At 63.9% G+C, this 22687-nt stretch carries 10 protein-coding genes; 7 read left to right on the forward strand and 3 right to left on the reverse strand.

The features are described from left to right. Positions 1 to 71 precede the first annotated feature (71 nt). The gene (aspT, locus tag M5G11_RS18275; RefSeq protein WP_273912644.1) at positions 72 to 1763 is read right to left on the reverse strand and encodes an aspartate-alanine antiporter; all 1692 of its coding nucleotides are present in this window, start codon (positions 1761 to 1763) and stop codon (positions 72 to 74) included. 188 nt (positions 1764 to 1951) lie between these two features. Between aspT and M5G11_RS18280 the strand changes: the two genes are divergently transcribed. Genes M5G11_RS18280 through M5G11_RS18305 form a run of 6 tightly spaced genes read left to right on the forward strand, consistent with a single transcriptional unit; the run spans position 1952 to position 19826 of the window. Next, positions 1952 to 13267, forward strand: a complete 11316-nt coding sequence (locus tag M5G11_RS18280) for a VCBS domain-containing protein (protein ID WP_273912645.1) — start codon at positions 1952 to 1954, stop codon at positions 13265 to 13267. 36 nt (positions 13268 to 13303) lie between these two features. Continuing rightward, positions 13304 to 14839, forward strand: a complete 1536-nt coding sequence (locus tag M5G11_RS18285; protein ID WP_273912646.1) for a TolC family protein — start codon at positions 13304 to 13306, stop codon at positions 14837 to 14839. Next, positions 14820 to 15587: an efflux RND transporter periplasmic adaptor subunit gene (locus tag M5G11_RS18290; protein WP_273912647.1), complete on the forward strand. Its 768-nt coding sequence runs from the start codon at positions 14820 to 14822 to the stop codon at positions 15585 to 15587. Before M5G11_RS18285 ends, M5G11_RS18290 begins: the two co-directional genes overlap by 20 nt. Further along, entirely contained in the window at positions 15574 to 16920 is a 1347-nt protein-coding gene (locus M5G11_RS18295) for an efflux RND transporter periplasmic adaptor subunit (protein ID WP_273912648.1), read from the forward strand. The genes M5G11_RS18290 and M5G11_RS18295 overlap by 14 nt, the downstream gene beginning before the upstream one ends. After that, positions 16920 to 19016 (forward strand): site-2 protease family protein, encoded by a 2097-nt coding sequence (locus M5G11_RS18300; protein WP_273912649.1) that lies wholly within the window; start codon positions 16920 to 16922, stop codon positions 19014 to 19016. The genes M5G11_RS18295 and M5G11_RS18300 overlap by 1 nt, the downstream gene beginning before the upstream one ends. 36 nt (positions 19017 to 19052) lie before the next feature. Further along, positions 19053 to 19826: a DUF3313 domain-containing protein gene (locus M5G11_RS18305; RefSeq protein ID WP_273912650.1), complete on the forward strand. Its 774-nt coding sequence runs from the start codon at positions 19053 to 19055 to the stop codon at positions 19824 to 19826. A gap of 64 nt (positions 19827 to 19890) precedes the next feature. Here the strand turns inward: M5G11_RS18305 and M5G11_RS18310 are convergent, their stop codons facing one another. After that, positions 19891 to 20322, reverse strand: coding sequence for a carboxypeptidase regulatory-like domain-containing protein (locus M5G11_RS18310; RefSeq protein WP_273912651.1), 432 nt, complete (start codon positions 20320 to 20322; stop codon positions 19891 to 19893). Positions 20323 to 20461: 139 nt separating this feature from the next. Here M5G11_RS18310 and M5G11_RS18315 point away from each other — a divergent pair, with 139 nt between their 5' ends. Then, complete coding sequence (locus M5G11_RS18315; RefSeq protein WP_273912652.1) at positions 20462 to 21508, forward strand: NAD(P)-dependent alcohol dehydrogenase; 1047 nt, start codon at positions 20462 to 20464, stop codon at positions 21506 to 21508. Between the two features lie 261 nt (positions 21509 to 21769). Here M5G11_RS18315 and M5G11_RS18320 read toward each other — a convergent pair whose 3' ends face one another. Next, positions 21770 to 22687 (reverse strand): pyridoxal-phosphate dependent enzyme, encoded by a 918-nt coding sequence (locus M5G11_RS18320; RefSeq protein ID WP_273912653.1) that lies wholly within the window; start codon positions 22685 to 22687, stop codon positions 21770 to 21772.

The following is a 22687-nucleotide window of genomic DNA, read 5'->3' on the forward strand; positions in this document are numbered from 1 at the left end:
CGCCGTAAGGGCGGAAGGGGTCCTAAAGTCGAACAAAATCAACAAAATAAACCCACAACCTAAAATCCCCATCACCCCGCCACCACAGAAACAATAATCGGCCCACACACCGCCAACAGCACATTGGAAATCGCATAACACACCGTAAACCCGATCACTGGCGTGTTACTGCCGGACTGCTCGATGATCTTGTTCATCGATGCCGCCTCGGTCTGCGCCCCAGCCAGCGCACCAAACAGGATCATCGGGTGCAGCCTCAGCACGTAGCGCCCGAAATACAGGCTGACCAGAGGCGGCAACAGCGTCACCACGACCCCACTGAGCAACAGCGACACCCCATGTTCCTGCATCGCCGCCAATGCCGCCGGCCCGGCCAACAGCCCGACGACCGCACCAAACGCAGTCAACCCGAACTCGGAAAACGCCCACTGCGCCGCCGGCGGCAACGCGCCAAACTCCGGTTTGCGTGAATTGACCCAGCCAATCACCAGGCTGACTACCAGCACCCCTCCCCCAACCCCAAGCTCGACTGGGATCATGCCGATATGGGTAGACAGCAGTCCCAGCAGCGAGCCAAGCACCATCCCCAGGGTATGCACGGCGATATCACTGCGATAGTCGCTCTTGCGCACCCGTCCGATCCGCGCTGCCAGCGCTTCGACACTGGCCGTACGCCCGGTCAGCGAAATCACATCCCCCCGACGCAATACGGTATTGGGCAACAGCGGCAGCTCATACCCCTGGCGCGTGATGGTATTGAGGAAACAGCCCATGCGCCCACTACCCAACAAGCGTGTCCTGATTTCGTGGATGGTCTTGCCGGCCAGCTCCGCCGAGGTCAACACGATGTCCAGCGTAACCGTAGGGAAGGACAACACCTGCGGATGGTCGATTTCAGTGCCGATCCACTCAGGCAGCGCACTGACAGCCTCCCGCAAGGCATAAATACCGACGATATCGCCCGCCATCAACGTCAACCCGGTGTCGCGTTCAAGTACCTCACCGTTACGCACCACCCGCTCGACGCTCAACCTGGGGTGCAACTGTTCGAGGTCAGCAATCAGGCTGCCATCTGCCGGCCCGCCCGCCTGAACGCTGTAGGCGCGAACCACGATGCGCGTGTAGGCAATGCTGATGCCGTCTTCGTCCTTGTTGATGCCCAACGACTGCTCCAGCTCGCGGGCACTGGCCTTCAGGTCGACACCCAGCAGCTTCGGGGCAACGCTGCCGACAAACACGATCAAGCCGATAGTGCCGAACAGGTAGGTGATGGCATAGGCGATGGCCATGTGGCTGTTGAGCTGGGCCTTGGCCGCTGCATCCAACGGCAGGTGATTGATGGCACTGCTGGCCGTGCCCATGATCGCCGTGTCGGTCATCGCCCCCGCCCCAAGCCCGGCGGTAAAGCCTGCATCGAAGTCGTACACGGCATACATCATCAGGATGCTGCCCAGCGCCGTTAAACACAGCACCACCGACAGGATCACCAGTTTGAGCGTGCCGCGGTTCAGGCTGCCGAAAAACTCCGGCCCGCTCTTGAAGCCCACGGCGTAAATGAACATGGCAAAGAATACCGACTTCAGCACCGAGGGTACTTCCAGGCCGATCTGCCCTATCAGCAAGCCCATCAGCAAGGCCCCGGCCACCGAGCCCAGGTGGAAGCTGCCCAGGCGGATACGGCCCACCAGGACGCCCAGGGCAATCGCCAGGAACACCGCGATTTCAGGCGAGTTACGCAAGGCATTCAAGACGAAGTCGATCATGATCCGGACACTCGCTGGGCAGGTTAACGGCGCAGGCAGGAGGGAGCATAGTCGAGCGCGTCGCAATGTGGCTGTAAAGCCTGTGGCCAAGGGCTGAGTGACAGTGGCAAGTCCGCGAAAAGAACCTACATTGGAACAGTGCGCTCTGTTTGTCAGGCAGGTGTCAGGCTACTCAAGAGGGACTTCTCATGGCTTTTCCTGGAAAACCCATCGCCGGTAGCCACCTGCGGCCAAGAGCTCAGACCCTGGCCCTCGAACCGCGCATCCTGTTCGACGGTGCTGCCGCCACGGCCGCCGCCGACCAGCATCAAAACGCCGATCAGCCCGCCGGCAAAGACACCACCGCGCACACCTCCCCTGTCGAAGCCGCACCCGCCCCTACTCTCACGCCCGCGCCGTCCGCCGCCCGTGCACTGCTGGTGATCGACAGCCGCGTGGAACAACGCGATCAACTCCTGGCCCAGTTGCCCGGCAACGTTACAGCCATTGTGGTCAACAGCAGCGAAGACGGCCTCGCCGCGATTTCCGCTGCCCTTGCCCAACTGGGCAAGGTGGACTCGATCCAGGTGATCTCCCACGGCGCCGCCGGCCAGTTCACCCTGGGCAACCGCACCGTCAGCAGCGACAACGTTGATCAACTGGCAGGCACCCTGCAGCAGTGGCGCGGCAACCTCAGCGAAGGCGCCGATATCCAGCTATATGGCTGCGATGTCGGCGCCGGCAGCGCCGGGAACACCCTGGTCAGCGAACTGGCCCGCTGGACCGGCGCCGATGTCGGCGCCTCCAGCAATGCCACCGGCAGCCAGGACGCCGGCGGCGACTGGCGCCTGGAAACCCATGCCGGCGATATCGACAAGAGCATCGCCCTGAGCGCCGTGGCGCTCTCCGACTTCCATGGCCTGCTGGCCGATGCCGCGCCCTCGGTCACCATCGGCAGCGGCGGCCAGGATGTGCTGCTGGGCGACCAGTTCAGCTTCGATGTGACCTTCACCAACGGCTCCAGCCAGGTCGGCTATGCCCCCTACATCACCCTGTTCCTGCCCAGCACCGGCAAGGACGGGGATGACGGCGTCAATTTCATCTCTGCCAGTTACCTGGGCCGTACGCTGAGCAGCAGCGTGGTGACCTTTGACGCCAACGGCAATGCGCAAAGCCCTATCGCCAAGGACGCCAGCGGCAACTTCATCACCCTCAATGCCGCCACCTACGGCCTGCGCGCCGGCGACAGCATGGTGGTCATCAGCTTGCCCTTCGCCAGCTTCTCGGCCGACCAGCCACCGATTACCGTGCAAGTCACCGCCAGCCTGAGCAACCTGGCCGATACCAGCTTCTCCACCGGCTCGCCAGACCTGACCATCCGTGCCGCCGGCGGCTTCGAACTGGGCAACGACGCCCTGAACAACCCCACCAACGACCCAAGCCTGCTGCAAGCCGGCTCTGCCGGGTTCGTGGTGCACCCCACGGTGATCAGCACCCGCGAAACCATCAACACCCCCGAGGGCGAAACTGCCACCGGCCCGAATTTCGGCCGCACCCTGACACTCACCGCCACCCCCGCACCGGGGCAGACGCTGACCAATGTCGTGGTCACCCAGCCGTTGCCGGACAATATCCAGGTCACTGCCATCACCCCTGGCCCCGGCGGGACGCTGACCTCGATTACCCTGCACGACGGCACGGTGGTCACCGACCCTGCGGCGATTGCCGTACTGATCGCGGCCGATGACGCCTTCATCACCTCGTTTACCGTCGAATACAGCGCTTTGACCGCCGCCACGGACACCGTGGTGAGCTTCTACGTGCCAGACGCTGACGCCGATGGTGACCAGGTGCTCGACCCGACCACTGGCGCGCCTACCACCATCGTCTTCGGCCCACCAACGGCCGCCGGCCGCTGGGTGCCGCTTGACCCACGGGATGTGACTGCACCAGCAACGAATATCGAGTTCTCCGGCACTGGCACCGGTACCAGCTTCATCGCCAAGTCGATCACCCTGCTCAAGCAGGTGACCTTGCAGACCGACATCGGGCAAACCGGCATCACCCCCGGTGACACCCTGAACTACACCCTCAACGTCGCGATTTCCGACTACTTCGCCTTCGGCAAGGACTTCTTCGGTGAGGGCCAATTGGTCATTCGTGATCAACTCAGCGACGGCCAGACCCTCAGCGGCACGCCAACCCTGACCGTCACCCTCAATGGCGTGGCACGCACCATCGCCTTGCAGACCAGCACTACGGTGAATGCTGACGGCACCACTTCGATGGTCTTCGATATTGCCGAATCGCTGCGCGCCGGGCTGTCCAGCATTCGCGGCTGGCTCAACGGCGACCTGGCTTTTGACAACAACCTGGAAGGCGCCGTTACCGCCGTGATCAGTTACGGCGCCCTGGTCGGCCAGCGCTATACGCCACCGGCCGGCGCCCCCCACGGTGAAATCAACGAAGGCGACGACCTGGGCAACGCGGCAACAGTCGAAGGCACGGTGCTGCTCGACCTGTTCAACCTCACCGGGCAGTCCCAGAGCGATGGCTCCTCAACCACCAGCACCATCCCCACCAACAACATCGATATCAGCCTGGTCGAGGTGAACAACGGCGCGCCGCCAAGCAATGGCGAACTGCGCCCGGGCGACCTGGTGACCTTCCAGCTGAGCTACGACCTGGTCACTGGCGACTACGAGCAGTTCAAGCTCACGGCCTACCTGCCCTTGCCGCTGTTCAATGTCAGCGGCATTACCTGGGGCTCCGGCGATGCCGCCGGCCAGTGGCAACTGGGTGGCGGCAATTCCAACCTGGGCGGCGTGCTCAGCGTGACCAGCGCCGCCGGCAACGCCATCGTGTTCGACTTCGGCAGCTTTGCCACGTCGATCACCTCCGGCAGTCGGATCGTCGTGCAGTTCACTGTACGGGTGGGCGACCAGCCGTTCGCCGACCAGCGTTCGCTGGATGTGCTGGCCCAATCCACCCAGCAAACCACCCTCACCGACCGCACCCTGGTGTCCACGGACGTCGCCCCCATCGTGTCGATTGCCGAGCCAAGCCTGGCGATCATTCATGGCGTGGTATCGGGCAGCAACGGCACGGTGACCGGTACTTCAGGCAGTTGGAACCCGCCGGGCAGCAGCGGTGCGCCGTTCAATGGCAGCATCACCCAGTTGAGCGATGTCGATGGCAACGTCAGCGGCATCGACGGCGCCGACCGCCTGCGCCTGGTCTCCGCCCTGGAGAACAGCGGTGGTGGCGGCGCCTTCGATGTCACCACGCAGGTGACGCTGGCGGCCGGCTTGTCCTTCGTCAACGGCTCGCTGGCCAACGCCAACCTGCTGATCTACCGCGGTGACGGCACCCAGTTGGTGGCCGGCATCGACTACAGCGTCAGCGGCAACCAGATCACCTTCCTCGATGCCGGTGGCCAGGCCACCTTGCTCGCCGGGCGTGCGGGCACGACAAGCGACACCAGCGGCGCAAATATCGTGATCATCAGCTACGACGTGCAGGTCAGCGCCAGCATCGAGGCCAGCCGTACGCTGCAAACCACGGCCACCTTGACCAACTATGCCAGCGTCAACGGCGGCACCGACTTCACCCCGGTCGACCTCAGCGACGTCGCCGGGCAACAGGTCGCAGCGCCCGTGGTGGTCAAGAAATACGCCGGCGGCAGCCTGGACGACAGCGACTCAAGTGCCACGCACACCACGGGCAGTGACCTGGTGGTCGGCGAAAGCATGCTCTATGACATCGTCGTCACCCTGCCCGAGGGCGGCACCCTGAGCCTGCGCATCGACGACCTGATACCCGCAGGGTTGCGCCTGAACACCGCGTTCAACGGCAACCAGGGCTACCTGATCATCCTCACCCGCACTGGCAGCGGCGCGCTGGCGGCGGATTTTGTCGGCAACGTGGTGGTCAGTGCGGCCAATGGCATTGGCGGCACCCTGGGCAACGACGGCGTAGGCGCTCGCCTGACCTTTGCCAGCGCCACGGCGGCAGCGGACAACATCGTCGGCAACAACAGCTTCGTCATCCGCCTGCAACTGGTGGCTAGCAACGTCATCGGCAACCAGGCCGGCAAGGTTCTGCAGAACAACGCGCAACTGGTGTACAGCGACCCGGATGGCGACACCGCCAACGGCGCCATCGCCGTGGACCGTACCGTCACCTTGAGCGGCGGCCAGCCAATCGTCACCGTGCGTGAACCCACCCTGCAAGTGACCCAGGCCATCACTTCGACCATTCCACCCAATGGCCTGGATGAAGGGATCAACGTCACCTTCACCATTACCATCAGGAACGGCACCAGCAACAACGACTTCAGCGCGTTCGACATCAGCCTGCTCGACACCCTGCCCACCGAGCTGGATAACGTGACCCTGAGTGGCGTGCTCTACCAGGGCGGCGCGACCAACAACGGCGGGGTTGGCTTCGAAATCGTCAACGGGGTGCTGCGCACTGCCACAGGCGCCAATATCGATATCGCCAAGGGCGGCAGCATCGTGCTGACCCTGACAGGCGTGGTCAACGCCTCGGCCGCCATGCACGCCGACTTCATCAGCCAGGCCAGCGTGCAATGGAGCAGCCTGGACGGCGCCAACCCCGGTGAGCGCACCGGCGTCGACGGCCTGCTCAACAGCGGCGTGCTCAACGACTACCGCACCACCTCGGTACTGGTGTTCGACGTCGCCCAGGCCATAATCCTTTCGCGTGTCGGCGGCCTGCCCGACACCAGCGCGCCCAACCCGACCACGGCGATACAGGAAACGGTGAGCATCGGCGAGGTGATCCGCTATCGCGTGGTGGTGCTGGTGCCCGAAGGCAACAACCCCAACTACCGCATCCAGATCACCCTGGCCAACGGCCTGGAATTCATCAGCCCGGATGCGCTGTCCAACGCCCTGCGCATCGCGTTCATCTCCAATGGCGGGCTGGTCAGCGATGCCAACCTGATCGTTGGCGGCACGCTGGACATCAACGGCAACGAGGACAGCCCCGAAGCCCAGCCGATAACCCCCGATCTGTCGGGCCCGGCACCCACCGGGATCTTCGACCCGTCACGGGTTACCGTGGTGATCAATAGCAATGGCAGCCAGACCGTGACCTTCGACATGGGCAACGTGGTCAATGGCAACGGCAGCGATTCGGACCTTGAAGGCATTTCGCTGGAATTCAACGTGCGCGTGGCCAACCAGACCTCCAACAGCGCCGGCGCATTGCTCAATGTCAGCGCCCTGGAGATCGTCAACGGCAATGGCCGCGCCAGCAGCGAAGTGCTGGTGGAAAAGATCGTCGAGCCAAGCTTCACCGGCATGGACAAGCACATCATTACCTTCGACCCCAACCCTGCCGGCACCAGCGGTACGGCCACGGTCGCGGTCGACTTCACGCAGAACGGCGGCCTACCGGCATTCGATACCCAACTGAGCGACGGCTTCGCCAACGGCAGCAATTACAGCCTGGTCAGCATTACCATCAACGGCCAGAGCTTCACGGCCGCAAACCTGCCTTTGGGCATCAGTTTCAGCACCGCCAGCGGTTTGCAGGTCAACTTCGATCAACTGGATGTCGGCGCTCAGGTCCGCGTCGTCTACCAGGTCACCCTGCCGAACAGCGTGACCATCGCCAGCACCAACGCCACCCTCACCTGGAGCAGCCTGCCCGAGGACTTCACCCAGTTCGGCGGCTCTGCGGTCGGTGTCGATGGCGCGATTGACGGCGAGCGCACCGGCAGCACGGTCGGCCCCAACCAGTACATCCTGCGCGACACGGCCGGGCTTGGGGTGATTGCCGGCACCTTGTGGAATGACACCGCCAGCGCCACCACCAGCACCACCCCGGATGGCCCGGGGCTGGCCGGGCAAACCGTGATCCTGACCTGGGCCGGTGCCGATGGCCGGCTCGACACCAGCGCCGACAACCTGCAATTCAGCACCGTCACCGATGCCAACGGGCAATACCGGTTCGGGGTATTGCCTGGCGGCGTGTTCCGCATCGACACCCCTGCCGGGCTGATCAGCTACCCGCAACCGCTGGGCGACCTGCGTGTGCGTATCGACAGCGACGGCCTCACCCTGGGCCAGATCGAAGTGACCCTGGCCGATGCGGCCAGCGCGCAGGCCGATGCCGGCTATGTCGAGCAGAACGATGCCCCGGTCAACACCCTGCCCGGCAACCAGGCAGGCTCCGAAGATGTGCCATTGGCCATCGGCGGCATCAGCGTTGCCGATGTGGACGCCAACCGCAACCCGGACCCTGCCGGGCGCACGCTGCAGGTCACTCTCAGCGTCCAGCACGGCACTTTGAGCCTGCTCAACGTGCCCGTCGGGCTCGGGATCAATGGGCAGAACACCGCCAGGCTGGAAATCACCGGCACCCTGGCCGACATCAATGCGGCACTGGCGAGCCTGCAATACCTGGGCAATACCGACTTCAACGGCATTGATACCCTCACGGTCGTCAGCAACGACCAGGGCAATTTTGGTGACGGCGACGGCGATGGCACTCCCGGGCAGAACCCTGCAGATGCCAAGCAGGACACCGATTCGCTGCAGATCGTGCTGGAGGCGGTCAACGACACGCCTATCGCCAATGACGACTTCATCACCGCACTTGAGGCCGGTGGTACCAACAACAACATGCCGGGGATCAACCCACGCGCCAACCTGCTGAGCAACGACACTGATGTCGATATCGCCACCAATGGTGATGTGCTGCACATGGTGTCGGTGGCGCCAGGGCTCAACGGTACGGCCGTCAACGTGCCACCCCAGGGGGTAACCTCGATTCAAGGGCTGTATGGCCGTCTGGTGGTGGCTGGCAATGGCCTGTATCAGTACATCATCGACAACAACAACCCGCAGGTGCAGGCGCTGCGCCTGGCCGGGCAGACGCTGGTCGAGCAATTCAGCTACATCATGGCCGACAAGGCCGGTGCCACAGCCAGCGCGACCTTGACCGTGACCATCCAGGGCGCCAATGACACGCCGGTCGGCGTCGACGATGACGGTGTCGCCATCGAGGCCGGCGGCAAGTTCAATGCCACCCCCGGCAGCAATGGCGCTGGCAATGTGCTGGGCAACGACACCGATGTCGACAGCGCCGCCAACGGCGAAGTGTTGCGGGTCAGCGGTGTACGCCCAGTGGCCGAGGGGCAAGTGGGGGCCTTCGTGACCGTGCCAGCCGGGAGCAGCGCCATGGTGCTCGGTTTGTACGGCACCCTGACACTGAATTCCAATGGCGGCTACACCTATGTGCTCGACAACAACAACGCCGCGGTGCAGCGGCTCAGCGCCGGGGACCAACTGGTGGAGTTCTTCAGCTACCGGGTCACCGACCTGGGCGGGCTGGACGACGTTGCACAACTGCGCATGGTCATTCAAGGCGCCAACGACAACCCGGTAGCCAGCGACGACGTGGCTGAAGCCCAGGCCGCCTCGACCAACGGCAGTGCCGTGGAAAGCAACCGATCGGGCAACGTCATCCTGTTCCCCAGCCGCCCCGGCACCATCAACCAGCCCGGTGGCAATGGCATCGACCAGGACGTCGACGCAGCCGACCAGCCCAGCAGCCAACTGCTGGTCACCGGGGTAATCAACAAGCCCGAGGCCAGCTACAACCCACTCACCGATGTGCTCAGCAGCGTTGCCGGTGGTACCACGTCGAACAACGGCACCGTGGTGATCGGGCTCTATGGCACGCTGACCATCGGCGCCGACGGCTCCTTCCTCTACAACGTTGACAGCAACAATACGACCGTTCAGGCGCTGCCGGCAGGTACCACCCTGACCGAGGTGTTCAGCTATGAAGTCACCGACACCAAGGGCTTGACCGACATCGCCCAACTGGTAATCACCGTGCATGGGGTCAATGCCCCTCCCGTGGCGCAAATTGTGGTCGCCATCGCCACCGAAGCCGGTGGTGTAGACAACCTCGCCCCTGGGGTCAACCCGACGGGCGATGTAACGGTCAATGCCTTCGACCCGGATGGCGACCCGATCACTGTGGTCGGCATACGTACCGGTAGCCCCAATGATGGCGGTAGCAGTATCGCGGTCACAGCCGGCGGCACGGTAATTGTTGGCCAGTACGGCACGCTTACGTTGTTCCCCGATGGCACCTACAGCTATGTCGTCGACAACGACAATGCCGACGTCCAGGCCCTGCGGCGCAGTTCCGACCTGTTGCTAGAACGCTTCACCTACACCATTTCCGACGGTGTCGGGGCAACGCCGGAAACCGATGATGGCGAGATTTTCGTGTTGATCCGCGGGCAGAACGACACCCCGGTGGCGGTGAACGACAGCAATCTCGCCATTGAAGCGGGTGGCCTGAACAACACCACCCCCGGCCAGGACCCGAGTGGCAACGTGCTGGACAACGACAGGGACGTCGATGGCGGCGAAGTGCCCGGTGACCTGCCCAACCACGACTATGGCGAAACCCGCGCCGTGGCCTCGGTAAGCACGGGTGCCGGTACTCCTGGCACCCTGGGCAGTGAACTGCGCGGCACCTATGGTTGGTTGACCCTGAATGCCGACGGCAGCTACACCTACCGGCTGGACAACAGCCTGGCGGATGTCCAGGCTCTGCGGGTGGGTAACAGCCTCCAGGACCTGTTCAGCTACAACGTCATCGACGCCGCCGGTGCCCAGGCCTCCGCCAACCTGACCATCGACATCCAGGGCGCCAACGACACCCCGGTCGGGCAAAACGACAGCGCTACCGCCGTCGAGGCAGGTGGCGTGGCCAACACCACGCTAGGCAGCAACCCGACGGGCAACGTGCTGGCCAACGACATCGATGTCGACCGCTTTGGCGAAACCCTCAGCGTCACCGGCTTCAGGCAAGGCAACGTCGCGGCCCTGCCGGGGGGCACACTGCAAGGCCTCTATGGCAGCCTGGTGCTCAATGCCAACGGCAACTACAGCTACGTGCTGGACAACAGCAACCCGGTGGTCCAGGCCCTGCTCACGGCAAACGACACCCTGCTCGAGCGCTTCACCTACAGCTTGCGCGACCTGGCCGGGGCTACCAGTTCCGCGGTGCTGACCATCACCATTCACGGCAGCAACGATGCCCCGGTCGCGGTCGATGACACGGCGCTTGCCGTCGAAGCCGGCGGCACCTTCAATGGCACCCTGGGTCTCAATCCCAGCGCCAATCTGCTGGCCAATGACAAAGATGTCGATGCCAACGACAGCAAGACCCTGACCGGCATCCGTACCGGCAACGAAGCGGCTGGCGGCACGTTTACCACGGTGAGCGGCAATCTGAGCCTCACGGGGCTGTATGGCACCCTTACAGTCGGCGCCAACGGCAGCTACAGCTACGTGGTCGACAACAACCTGGCCATGGTGCAGGCCCTGAAGCCGGGCGAGTCGCTGGTGGAAACCTTTACCTACCGAATGCGTGACCGCGCCGGCGCCAGCGACAACGCGCAGCTGACCGTGACCGTGCGTGGCGCCTGGGATGCGCCGGTGGCGCGCGACGATATTGCCGTCGCCGTGGCGGACAACGGCATGGGCAATGCGGTCAACCCCAGCCGCAATGTGCTGGACAACGACAGTGACGTCGATGCCGGCGACAGCAAGCACGTCACCGGTATCCGCATCGGTGCCGAAAGCGCCGGGCCGGTGGCCAGCAACGTGCCCGCCGATACCGACAACAGCAACGGCACCCTGCTCAATGGCCTGTACGGCACCCTGATCATCGGTGCCGATGGCAGCTACACCTACTTTGTCGATTCCACCAATATTGCGGTGCGCTCGCTGACCCCGTTGCAGTTCCTGGAGGAACACTTCACCTACCAGGTGACCGACAACGGCAACCTCAACGACCTGGCCCAGTTGACCATTCTGATTCGCGGGCGCAATGAACCACCGGTGGCGGTGGGCGACAGCGCAACCGCAGTCGAGGCCGGCGGAGTGAACAATGGCGACGCCGGGGTCAACCCCAGAGGCAATGTCATCGACAACGACAGGGATATTGAAGGCGATACCTTGCACGTATCGACCATCCGCACCGGGGGCCTGGCCGGCACCGGTACGGCGGTGGTGCCCGGCACCGTGTTGCGCGGGCTGTACGGCGACCTGACGCTGAATGCCGATGGCAGCTGGAGCTACGTGCTGGACAATTCCCTGCCCGAGGTCGAGGCCCTGCGCATCAGCGGGCAGACCCTGACCGATGTCTTCACCTACACCTTGGTGGACGTCTGGGGTGCCAGCGCCAACGCCGAACTGGTGATCACCGTGGACGGTCGCAACGACACCCCGGTGGCTCGCGATGACAGCGCGGTTGCCGTCGAAGCTGGCGGCGTGGCCAACGGCACGCCGGGCCAGAATGCCAGCGGCAATGTGCTGCTCAACGACAGCGACGTCGACAGCATCGCCAATGGCGAGACCCGCCAGGTGCTGAGTGTCGGCAACGAAAGCGGCCAGTCCGCCCTCGCCGGCCAGACCCTGGTCGGCCGCTACGGCCAGTTGCTGCTCAACGCCGATGGCAGCTACACCTACCTGATCGACAACGACAACCCTACCGTCCAGGCCCTGCGCACGGCGGGCGAAACCCTTAGCGAAAGCTTCACCTACCTGATGCGCGACACCCAGGGCGCCACGGCGCAGGCGCGCCTGACCGTGGTGATTCAAGGCGCCAACGACAACCCGGTGGCCCGCGACGACAGCGCATCGGTCAACGACCAGACCCAGCCGGCACAGACCACCGGCAATGTGCTGCCCAACGACAGCGATGTCGACGGCAACGAAGTGCTGCAGGTAACGGGCATCCGCAGCGGCGCCGAAAGTGCAAGCGGCACCACCGGTGCCCTGGGCCAACCGTTGAGCGGGCGTTACGGCACACTGATCATCAACGCCGATGGCAGCTACACCTACACCCTCGACCTGAGCAACCCCGAGGTACTCGCCGCTGCCGGCCTGGGCCAGGTGCTGCAGGACTTCTTCACCTACACCCTGAGTGACCGCAATGGAGCCACCGACCAGGCCCAGTTGGTGATCAACCTGAACATCAGCGCGCCGTTCATTCCCGCCCCGGGCGGCGACTTCTTCGAGCGCCCCACAGATACCACCTACATTCCGCCTTCGCTGCCCACCCCGCAGCCCGCCATCTTCATTACCCCGGTGATAGAGCGTGAAGCCCAGCTGCGCGAGCTTTCCAGCTGGGCCACTGACGGCAGCAACCTGTGGCTGGCCCAGCCATTGCCGCAGCGCGCCGAATCGCTCGGTGCCGGCCTTGGGCTGGTACCGGGGCAGTTCGTTGCCCAGGCTGTGCGTAGCAGCCGGCTGAACAGCGAGCAGGACCTCGCCTGGGTGCTTGGCCGCCAAGGCCGTGTCGACCTGAACGCCGATGGCCTGCTGGCCGATCCGTCGTTGTTCGCCGTAGACCCGCAAGACATGGTGCGCAACCCCTCGCACCTGGAAGCCAAGCCGGAACACCGACCTGCCAAGGGCTTTAGCGCACAACTGCGCGCTGCCGCACGTCAGGGACGACCATGAACATGCAGCCCGTACCAGTAAAGCAAAGGGAATTTTATGGGTAATAAAGCGGCCGGTTTTATCAGCACTGCATTGACCTCGGCGGTTCTGCTCAGCGCATGTTCCGCTCTGGAGCCCAAACCCTACAGCGATGAGCAGAGTCGACAACGGATCATCGCCGACCAGGCCACCATGTACGCCCAGCAGGAGCCGCTGAGCGCGCCACTGACCTTCTATGACGCAGCCGCACGGGCGTTGAAATACAACCTCGACTACCGCCTCAAGCTGATGGAAAGCGCCTTGGCCGCCGACCTTCGCGATGTCTCCAGCCACGAGATGCTCCCGCGCCTGGTGGCATCAGCCGGCTATGCCGGGCGCAACAACGACTCTGGCGGCACCTCGATCGGCATCGAGGACCGTCAGGTCAGCTTGCGCCCATCGACCTCGGAAGAACGCTACCGTGAACTGTATGGCCTGGGCTTGAGCTGGAGCCTGCTGGACTTCGGCGTTGCCTATTACCGCACCCAGCAGAAAGCCGACCAGATCCTCATGGCCGAAGAACGCCGGCGCAAGGTGGCGCAGAACGTGCTGCAAGACGTGCGCAACGCCTATTGGCGTGCCCTCGGCGCGCAGCGCCTGATGCCCGAGGTAGACAAGCTGCTGATGCGTACCCACCGCGCCCTGACGTCGGCCCGCGAAGCCGAGACCAAGGGCCTGCTGCCGCGTCAGGAAATCCTCGCCTACCAACGCGCACTGCTCGACTCGATCTACCTGCTGACCGTACGCCGGCAGGACCTGGAGTTCGCCAGTGCCGAGCTGGCCGCGCTGATCTCGCTGCCGCCGGGCACCAAGCTGGTACTGGCCGACGGCCCGGAACCGGTGCTACCGCAACTGGGGCAAAGCGAGGCGCAGCTGGAGCAAATGTCGCTCGAGCACCGCCCGGAGATCATGGAGGAGTGGTACCGCAAGCGCGTCAACGAACAGGACCTGAAGATCGCCAAGGCCCAGCTGTGGCCTAACGTCAGCGTGGACTTCGGCTACAAGTACGACTCCAACAAGTACCTGTACAACAGCGACTGGATGAGCACCGGCCTGCAGGTGTCGATGAACCTGCTGCGCCTGTTGCAACTGCCATCGTTGAACTCGGCCGCCGAATCCCAGGCCAAGACCGACGACATGCGCCGGGTGGCCTTGTCGATGGCGATCCTGACCCAGGTGCGCGTCGGTGTGCTGCGCTACCAACTGGCGCGCCAGGAAGTGGAGTTCACCGAAGACAGCCTGCGCGTCGACCGCAACCTGCTCAACTATGCCCAGGCCGCGCGCTCCAATGCGTTGGGCTCGGAGCTTGAGCTGATTCGTGCCGAAGGCCGCTACCTGTTGTCGCGCTACCAGCGTGAAGCGGCGTTCTCCAGCGCGCAGGCGGCCTGGGGCCGGCTGTACAACTCGGTGGGGCTGGACACCTTGCCTACGCAAATTGAGAAACACGACATCAAGACCCTGTCCCGGGAAATCCAGCGCACCTTGCGCGAACAAGAACAGCAACGCCTGCTCGTCACTGCGCAAGGAACGCCAAATGCCGCGACTCAGCCGTAAGTTGTGTGTGTCCGTATTGCTGTTCAATTGCCTGGTTACCCCTACGTGGGCTGAAGAGGAAGCCAGTGACGCTGGCAATGACAGCGGCGCCTTGCGGGTGCTGCTTGCCTCGGAGCTGGAAACCACCCTTTCCAGCCAAATGGGCGGCACCCTGGGCGAATTGAATGCCTCGCTCGGGCAAAAGGTCGCCAAGGCAGCGGTGCTGGCACGCTTCAATTGCGAGGAAGCGCAGGCCCGGCTCAAGGTGGCGGTGGCGGAACTGGCCATGGCGCGGCAGAACCTTGAGGCCAAGAAGAACCTGCGCAAGCTCGATGCAGTCGGTGACCTGGAAGTAGCCATGGCCACCACCGAGGTGCAGAAGGCCGACGGCGCGCGTGCCATGGGCCAGGCGCAGAATGCCTATTGCCAGGTTTCGGCGCCGTTTGCCGGGCGGGTGGCCAAGGTGCACGTCAAGCCCTACCAGACTGTCAGCGCCGGTACGCCGCTGTTCGACCTGGTCAGCGATGGCGCCCTTAAAGTACGCCTGAACGTGCCTTCGAGCCTGTTGCCCAGCCTCAAGACGGGTGCGCCTTTGCAGGTGAACATTCACGAAACCGGCAAGAGCTACCCGGCACGCATCAGCGCCATCAACTCGCGGGTGGATGCCGTGGCCCAGACCGTCGAGTTGGAGGCCCGCCTCGACCAGCAATACCCGGAGCTGATCGCCGGCATGAGCGGCACCGCGCGGTTCAATCATGACAATGAATGAACCCCTGCCACACCCACAGTTGCTATTGCAGCTCGACGCGCTGCGTGACCGGGCCCTGCAGGCCGAGACGCTGAACGCCCTGGCGTTCAGCATGGCCAATGACCTGTATCCGTTGCTGCACTTCCATCAGGCCCTGGTGTTCGCCCAACGCGAGCGCGGTTTTGAGCTGCTGTGTGTGTCCGGTTTGTCGCGGCCAACGGAAGACTCGCCTTATCTGGTCTGGCTCAATCGGGCGATTCGCTGGGTCGCGACGCAAGTACCGGGCGAGCAGCCGGTGTGGCTGAACATCGGGCAACTGAGCCCGCCCGAGGACATAGCCGAGGGCTGGGCCGAATGGTGGACCGAAGGTATCTGCTGCATTCCCGTGCACAACCGCACGGGCAAACGCCTGGGTTTGCTGGTAATGCTGCTGGAACAGGAGCCGCCTGCCCTGCTGCACCAGCATCTCGCCGGGCTGGTGCAAACCTGGGCTTACTGCTGGGCCGCATTGACCCACAAACGCACCTTGCTGGCCTGGCGCCCCAGCCGGCGGCAGTGGTTGATCGGTGCGGCGGTGATGGCGGCCCTGCTGTTGGTGCCGGTACGCCAGAGTGCCTTGGCACCAGCGGAGATCATCTCCCGCCAGGCGCAGATCATCAGCGCGCCCATCGACGGGGTGATCGAGCATATCCAGGTTCGCCCCAATCAGGCCGTGGAGGCTGGCACCCCGCTGTTCTCCCTGGATGAAACCACCCTGCGCAACCGTGCCGCAGTGCTGGTAAAGGAAGTGGCCGTCGCCGACGCCGAACTGTTGGCCGCCAGCCAACGGGCCTTCGACAACCCGCAAAGCAAGGGCGAACTGACCCTGCTCGACGGCCGTGCCCAACAGCGACGCGCAGAACTGGCGGCGGTACAGGCGCAGCTCAAACGCACTCAGGTGCTGTCGCCGCGCACTGGCGTGGCAGTCTTCAGCGACCCCAATGACTGGCTGGGCAAGCCAGTGGTGACCGGCGAACGCATCATGCAAGTAGCCGACCCACAACAACCGGCGATGTTGCTGCAACTCGCCGTCGCCGATGCCATTGCACTGGAGCCGGGTGCCGAAGTCACCCTGTTCCTCACCGCCTACCCGCTCAAACCGTTGAAGGGCAAGATTCTCGAAACCAGTTACCAGGCTCGCCCCAGTGACGAAGGCGTGGTCGCCTACCGCCTGCTGGCGAGCATCGACGGCGCCCCGGAGCATGCCCGCCTCGGCTTGCACGGCACCGCCAAAGTCTATGGCGAGCGTGTGGCGCTGGGTTATTACCTACTGCGCCGGCCACTGGCCACGGTGCGTGCCTGGAGCGGCTGGTAATGCAGGAAGCCGCCGAACTGCCGCTGCCGCCGCTTCGCGAAGACCTGCGCCTGAGCGAAGCCGCCAGCGCGGCCAACGGCGAGCCTGCCTGGGTGATCCAGGACACCGTGATCAACCGCTTCTACCGCATCGGCTGGCTGGAGTTCGAGTGCCTGTTGCGCTGGGGGCAGACACCTCAGCAGATCTGCGAGCAGGTTGGCGCGGACACTGCGCTCAAACCTGAGGTCGAACAGGTCCTTGAACTTCGCCGCTTCCTCGAACATCACCAGTTGCTGCGCAGTGGCCCCGAAGGGCTGGCTCGCCTCCAGGCCAGGGAGTCGGGCAAAACCTGGCTGAGCTGGAACTGGTGGTTGCACCATTACCTGTTCTTCCGGATCCCGTTGCTGCGCCCGCAGCGCTTTCTGGTCGGGCTCAGCCAATTGCTCGCGCCACTGTTTACCCGCACTGCCGCGCTGTTGGTCGTGGCCCTGAGCGTGCTGGGCATCGTGCTGGTGCTGCACCAGTGGGACACCTTCGTCAGCTCGGTGGTCGAGTCGTTTTCCACCGAAGGGCTGTTCAGCTTTGCCCTGGCACTGATCGTCGCCAAGACCCTGCACGAGCTGGGTCACGCCCTGGTGGCCACGCGGCTGGGGCTGCGCGTCGGCCATATGGGCATCGCCTTCGTGGTGCTCTGGCCGATGCTCTACACCGACACCGGCGAGAGCTGGAAGCTGCGCAGCGCGCGGCAGCGCCTGGCCATCGCCTCGGCCGGGATCATCACCGAGTTGTCCCTGGCCGGGCTGGCCACCCTGGGCTGGGCGCTCTGCGAGCCGGGGGCGATGCGCAATGCCCTGCTCTACCTGGCCACTACCAGCTGGGCCCTGTCCCTGGCGCTGAATGCCAGCCCGTTCATGCGTTTCGATGGCTATTTCATCCTGTCTGACCTGCTCGACTTCCCCAACCTGCACGAACGCTCATCGGCCTTGGCGCGGGTCAGCCTGCGCCGGGGTTTGTTGGGAATGCAGGAGCCCTGGCCGGAGGCCTTCAGCCCCGGACACAGGCGTTTGCTGATCGGCTTTGCGATGGTCACCTGGCTGTATCGACTGGTGCTGTTTTTGGGGATCGCCTATGCGGTGTACGTGTTCTTCTTCAAGCTGCTCGGCATTGTGCTGTTCATTGTCGAGCTGTCGTGGTTCATCGCCATGCCGATAATCCGCGAGCTGAAATACTGGTTCACCCATCGCCAGAACATCGCCTCCGGGCGTCGGCGCCTCTTGCTGGGTGTCCTGGCGCTGGGCGTGTTGCTGCTGGCCGTACCTTGGCGCACGGAAATCGACGCCTATGGCGTCGCCCGCACTGAGCACCAGTGGCGGGTATACGCGCCCTACCCTGCGCGCTTGAAGTCGATCAGCCCCGAGGGCCAGGTCGGCGCCAACGCCACCCTGGTGGTGCTTGACGCCCCGGACATCAGTTCGCGTGTCAGCAGCAGCGAGGCCAATGTGCGCAGCTATGAAGCGCGTCTGTCCGGGCTGATCGCCGACCCTGGCGGTGCGGCTGAACAGACCGCCACGCGCCAGCGCATGCGCGTGCAGGTCGAAGAAGCCCAGGCAGCGCGTTCGGAAATCGCCCGGTTGACCTTGCAGGCGCCCTTCGCCGGGCTCTGGCAGGACGTCAACCCGGGCTGGCAAGCCGGCCAATGGGTCGGCACTCGTGAACCACTGGGGATTCTCGTCGACCCTTCCAGCTGGCAGATCGACGCCTATGTCGCGCAGGACCAGGTGCAGCACCTGGCCACTGGCGATGCCGTGCGTTTCTACCCGGACGGCCAGCCAGTGCCGCTCGACGGCAAGGTAGTGGCCATCGGCAGCACGCGTACCGCGCAATTGTCCCACCGCATGCTCGCCTCGCATTTTGGCGGGCCTTTGGCCACCGGCACCCAGGACAACGCCCTGACCCCGACTGCCTCGCTGTTCCATGTACTGGTGCAACTCGAGCAGCCGCTGGCCAGTGGCCGGGAAACCCGTGGGCACCTGAAAATTCGCGGCGAACGCCGCAGCCTGCTGGCAGATGGCGCTACGCATCTGCTGGCAGTGGTGATGCGTGAAAGCGGGTTCTGACGCCCTACCCTTTAAAACAATGGAGATGACCTCTGCATGAAACCCACACGTTTGACCGTCACACTGGGTGTCGCGGTGCTGGTGCTGGCAGGCTGCTCTTCAACCTCGCAACCCGGGCGCAGCACCAGCCTGGGCGAAGACGTGAAAGGCTCGGGCTTTCTCGGTGAAAGCACCTATGCGCTGATGAAGGAAGGCAAGGACGGCGAGGCGCTGCGCTTGTACCGCAACCCCAAGTACGCAACACCGGCCAGTTTCGCCCGCTATGAAAAGGTGCTGCTCGACCCGGTCAAACTCTACGCCGGGCCCAAATCGAAACTGCATGAGGCCCCGCAGGAGCAAGCCACGGCCATTGCCCAGGGCTTCTACAATCAGCTGCACGACAAACTTGCCAAGGACTACCAGATGGTCGACGTGGCGGGGCCAGACACCTTGCACATTTCCGTGGCCATCGTCGATGCCGAGCAAGCGGACTCCTCGCTCAAGGCCGCCTCCTACATTCCCATCCCTCTCGGGCTGCCAGGCGCCAAGGCGGCGGCCATGCAAACGGCCTCGCAGACCATGGGCAAGCCACCCTTCACTGGCCAGGTGGCCATCGAGGGCAAAATGGCCGACGCGCAGACCGGTGAAATCATCGCTGCCGAGATCGACCGTCGTGTCGGCTCACGGCGCCCGATCATCGGCCTGTTCGAAAGCAACACCTACGACAACTGGAGTGACGTCACCGAGGCGGAACGCTATTGGGCCGAGCAATTGCGCTACCGCATGTGCATGCGCCGTGCCGCGAGCAATTGCGTGGCGGCCAGCGAATAGGCCTCCTGAGTTGCAAAAAACCCGCAAGGAGTACATTTGTACTCCTTGCGGGTTTTTTGTTACTTCAACGCCAGTGCAGGTTCAGCGTGGCCGGTGCCTGGCTGTTCACCGTAACCGCCTGTTTGCTCTGCTCACCCTCGAAACTGGCGAGCACCTGGTAGTGGCCTGCCGGCAATTTCACATACACCAGCGGGCCGACGTCCTGCAGGGTCAGCACGGGGTTGCCGTTGGCGGACTGGACCGTCAGGTCCACACCACTCAGGTACTTGTTGTCCACGCCACTGGACAGGGTGATGTGCAAGTTGTAGCCGGATGTCTGCTGCAAGGTTCTCGACTCATCCTCGCCGATACCGCCTTGCACGTAGGCAATGCCGTTCTGCTCCATGGGCTGCAGGTGCACGGCAGACGGGTCGATGGGGGCGTCGGGGGGGTATTCGGCAGCGCTCAGGGTGCCGGCCAAGAGCATCAACACGAGCAGGGATTGCGCGAATTTCATGATCTGACCTCCACAAGGGAATTTCAGCTCCTATTCTCATTCGGGTCGCCCTGGCGGAACCAACCGCGCATCACCACACGAGCGGGCCCGATAAAGGTGCGACAACGCCCATCACAGCGAATTCAACGAAGAGGTGACCATGCAGACTTTTGGCTACGCCGCGAAAACCGCCGACGCGCGCCTTGCGCCCTTCACCTTCGAGCGCCGCGCCCTGCGGCCCAATGATGTGGCAATGGAGATCCTCTATTGCGGCGTTTGCCACTCCGACCTGCACCAGGCGCGCAATGACTGGGGCTTCAGCCGCTATCCCATCGTCCCGGGCCATGAAATCGTCGGTCGGGTGACGGCCGTAGGCCCCGAGGTCACCCGCTACAAAGTGGGCGATGCGGTGGCCGTGGGCTGCATGGTCGACTCGTGCCAGCAGTGCGACCAGTGCCGCAAGGGTGAAGAGCAGCTGTGCCGCGAGAGCAATACGCAGACCTACAACGGCCTGGACAGAATTACCCGTGAACCGACCCTGGGCGGGTACGCCAAGCATCTCGTCGTGCGCGAGGAGTTCGTCCTGCGCGTGCCTGCCGGCCTGGACCTGGCCAAGGCCGCCCCGCTGCTGTGCGCCGGCATTACCACGTACTCGCCGCTGCGCACCTGGAATGTCGGGCCGGGCAGCCGGGTGGCGGTAGTTGGCCTCGGCGGGCTTGGGCACATGGCGGTGAAACTGGCGGCCGGCATGGGCGCCGATGTCACGGTATTGAGCCGAACCCCGGACAAGCTGGTGGATGCGCTGGAACTGGGTGCGGATGCCCTGCTGGTGTCGAGTGATGCCAAGGCCATGAGTGCGGCCAAGTCCAGCTTTGACCTGATCATCGACACCATTCCGGTGCGCCATGATGTGTCGCCTTACATGATGCTGCTGGACGTGGATGCGACGCTGGTGATCGTCGGCCAGGTTGGCCCGATCGATGAGCAATCGACCTTTCCGATGATCCTCGGTCGACGCCGGCTGGCGGGGTCACCGATTGGGGGGATCGCCCAGACCCAGGAGATGCTCGATTTCTGTGCGAAGAAGAACATCCTGCCGGACTGCGAGATGATTCGCATGGACGAGATCAACGAGGCGTTTGAACGCATGGAGCGCTCTGATGTGCGCTATCGGTTCGTGATTGATATGGCATCGCTGAAGGAGTAGCGGTGATGGTTTGGTGGGCCTCATCGTCCATGTAGCCGCTGCCCAGAGGCTGCGCTGGAGCCCGTGAGGGCTCCCAAAGGCGGCGCGCCCCCTGACGGCAGCGGCTACGTTTGCCAGTGATCGGCCGCAAAGCGGTCGCTAGTCATTCAGGCTTATCGCCGGCAAGGCCGGCTCCCACAAAGATTGCATGCACCGCTTACTCTGTGGGAGCTGGCCTTGCCAGCGATCTGCCGCGCAGCGGCAGCGGCAGCGGCTACACCATCAGCTCACCGCGCGCCATTCGCGGATCTGGTCCAGCGTCGCAGTCACCCCGCCACACACCACCACCAACACTTTCTCGTACTGCTTGAGCGCTGAGCTTGGCGCATAGGCCAGCGCCAACGCGGCGCCACAGGCGGGTTCGACCAGAATTCGATGGTCACTCAGGAACCGTTCACACGCCTCCAGCGCCTGGCCATCGCTGAGCACATGGCTGATCACCGGACGCGACTGGCTTAGCTCGAACGCCCGTTGGCACACCTGTTTCGCCGCCAACGAGGTGGCGTAGGTCTTCACCGAGTCCAGGGCAACCCGCTGCTTTTGAGCCATGGCCGCCGCCAACGACGCAGCGCCCGCGGTCTCTACGGCAAATACGGGGACATCGTCCCAGCCTTGACGGGCCATGCCTTCACAGACCCCAGCAAACAAACCACCACCACCCACCGACAACACCACGGCGTCCGGTTTGAAGCCGGCTGCGGCCACTTCGTCGATCATCGTCGAGTGCCCTTGCCACAGCAATGGATCATCGAAGGGGTGAATGAACGCATCCTCCCCACCCAGCAGCGACAGCGCCAACTCATTCGCTTCGTGCCAGGTCGCGCCATGCACAATGACCTCGGCATTCTCCTGTGCGATCAGTTGCCGAGCCCGCTCGGTGGTGGTTTGTGGAACGACGATGGTCACCGGGATGCCCAGGCAGCGCCCGGCATAGGCCACGGCGATACCGGCGTTGCCACCGGATGAAGAGACGAAGCGGCGCTTGCCTTGCTTGGCGAAGGTTTCGCAGGCCAAGCCAATACCGCGCAGCTTGAACGAGCCACTCGGCTGCAGGGCGTCCAGTTTCAGCCAGACCTCCTGGCCGCTGGCCAAGCTCAAGGGACGCGATGCGATCAGGGGTGTTTGCAGGTGCAGACTCAT

It is taken from the genome of Pseudomonas fontis, from assembly GCF_028656955.1.
In the GTDB taxonomy this organism is placed as follows: Bacteria; Pseudomonadota; Gammaproteobacteria; order Pseudomonadales; family Pseudomonadaceae; genus Aquipseudomonas; species Aquipseudomonas fontis.

Excerpts from the sequence above, each read along its gene's own strand:
- aspT (WP_273912644.1), bottom strand. The coding sequence starts at position 1,763 with ATGATCGACTTCGTCTTGAATGCCTTGCGTAACTCGCCTGAAATCGCG.
- M5G11_RS18280 (WP_273912645.1), top strand. The coding sequence starts at position 1,952 with ATGGCTTTTCCTGGAAAACCCATCGCCGGTAGCCACCTGCGGCCAAGA.
- M5G11_RS18285 (WP_273912646.1), top strand. The coding sequence starts at position 13,304 with ATGGGTAATAAAGCGGCCGGTTTTATCAGCACTGCATTGACCTCGGCG.
- M5G11_RS18290 (WP_273912647.1), top strand. The coding sequence starts at position 14,820 with ATGCCGCGACTCAGCCGTAAGTTGTGTGTGTCCGTATTGCTGTTCAAT.
- M5G11_RS18295 (WP_273912648.1), top strand. The coding sequence starts at position 15,574 with ATGACAATGAATGAACCCCTGCCACACCCACAGTTGCTATTGCAGCTC.
- M5G11_RS18300 (WP_273912649.1), top strand. The coding sequence starts at position 16,920 with ATGCAGGAAGCCGCCGAACTGCCGCTGCCGCCGCTTCGCGAAGACCTG.
- M5G11_RS18305 (WP_273912650.1), top strand. The coding sequence starts at position 19,053 with ATGAAACCCACACGTTTGACCGTCACACTGGGTGTCGCGGTGCTGGTG.
- M5G11_RS18310 (WP_273912651.1), bottom strand. The coding sequence starts at position 20,322 with ATGAAATTCGCGCAATCCCTGCTCGTGTTGATGCTCTTGGCCGGCACC.
- M5G11_RS18315 (WP_273912652.1), top strand. The coding sequence starts at position 20,462 with ATGCAGACTTTTGGCTACGCCGCGAAAACCGCCGACGCGCGCCTTGCG.
- M5G11_RS18320 (WP_273912653.1), bottom strand. The coding sequence starts at position 22,687 with ATGAGTCTGCACCTGCAAACACCCCTGATCGCATCGCGTCCCTTGAGC.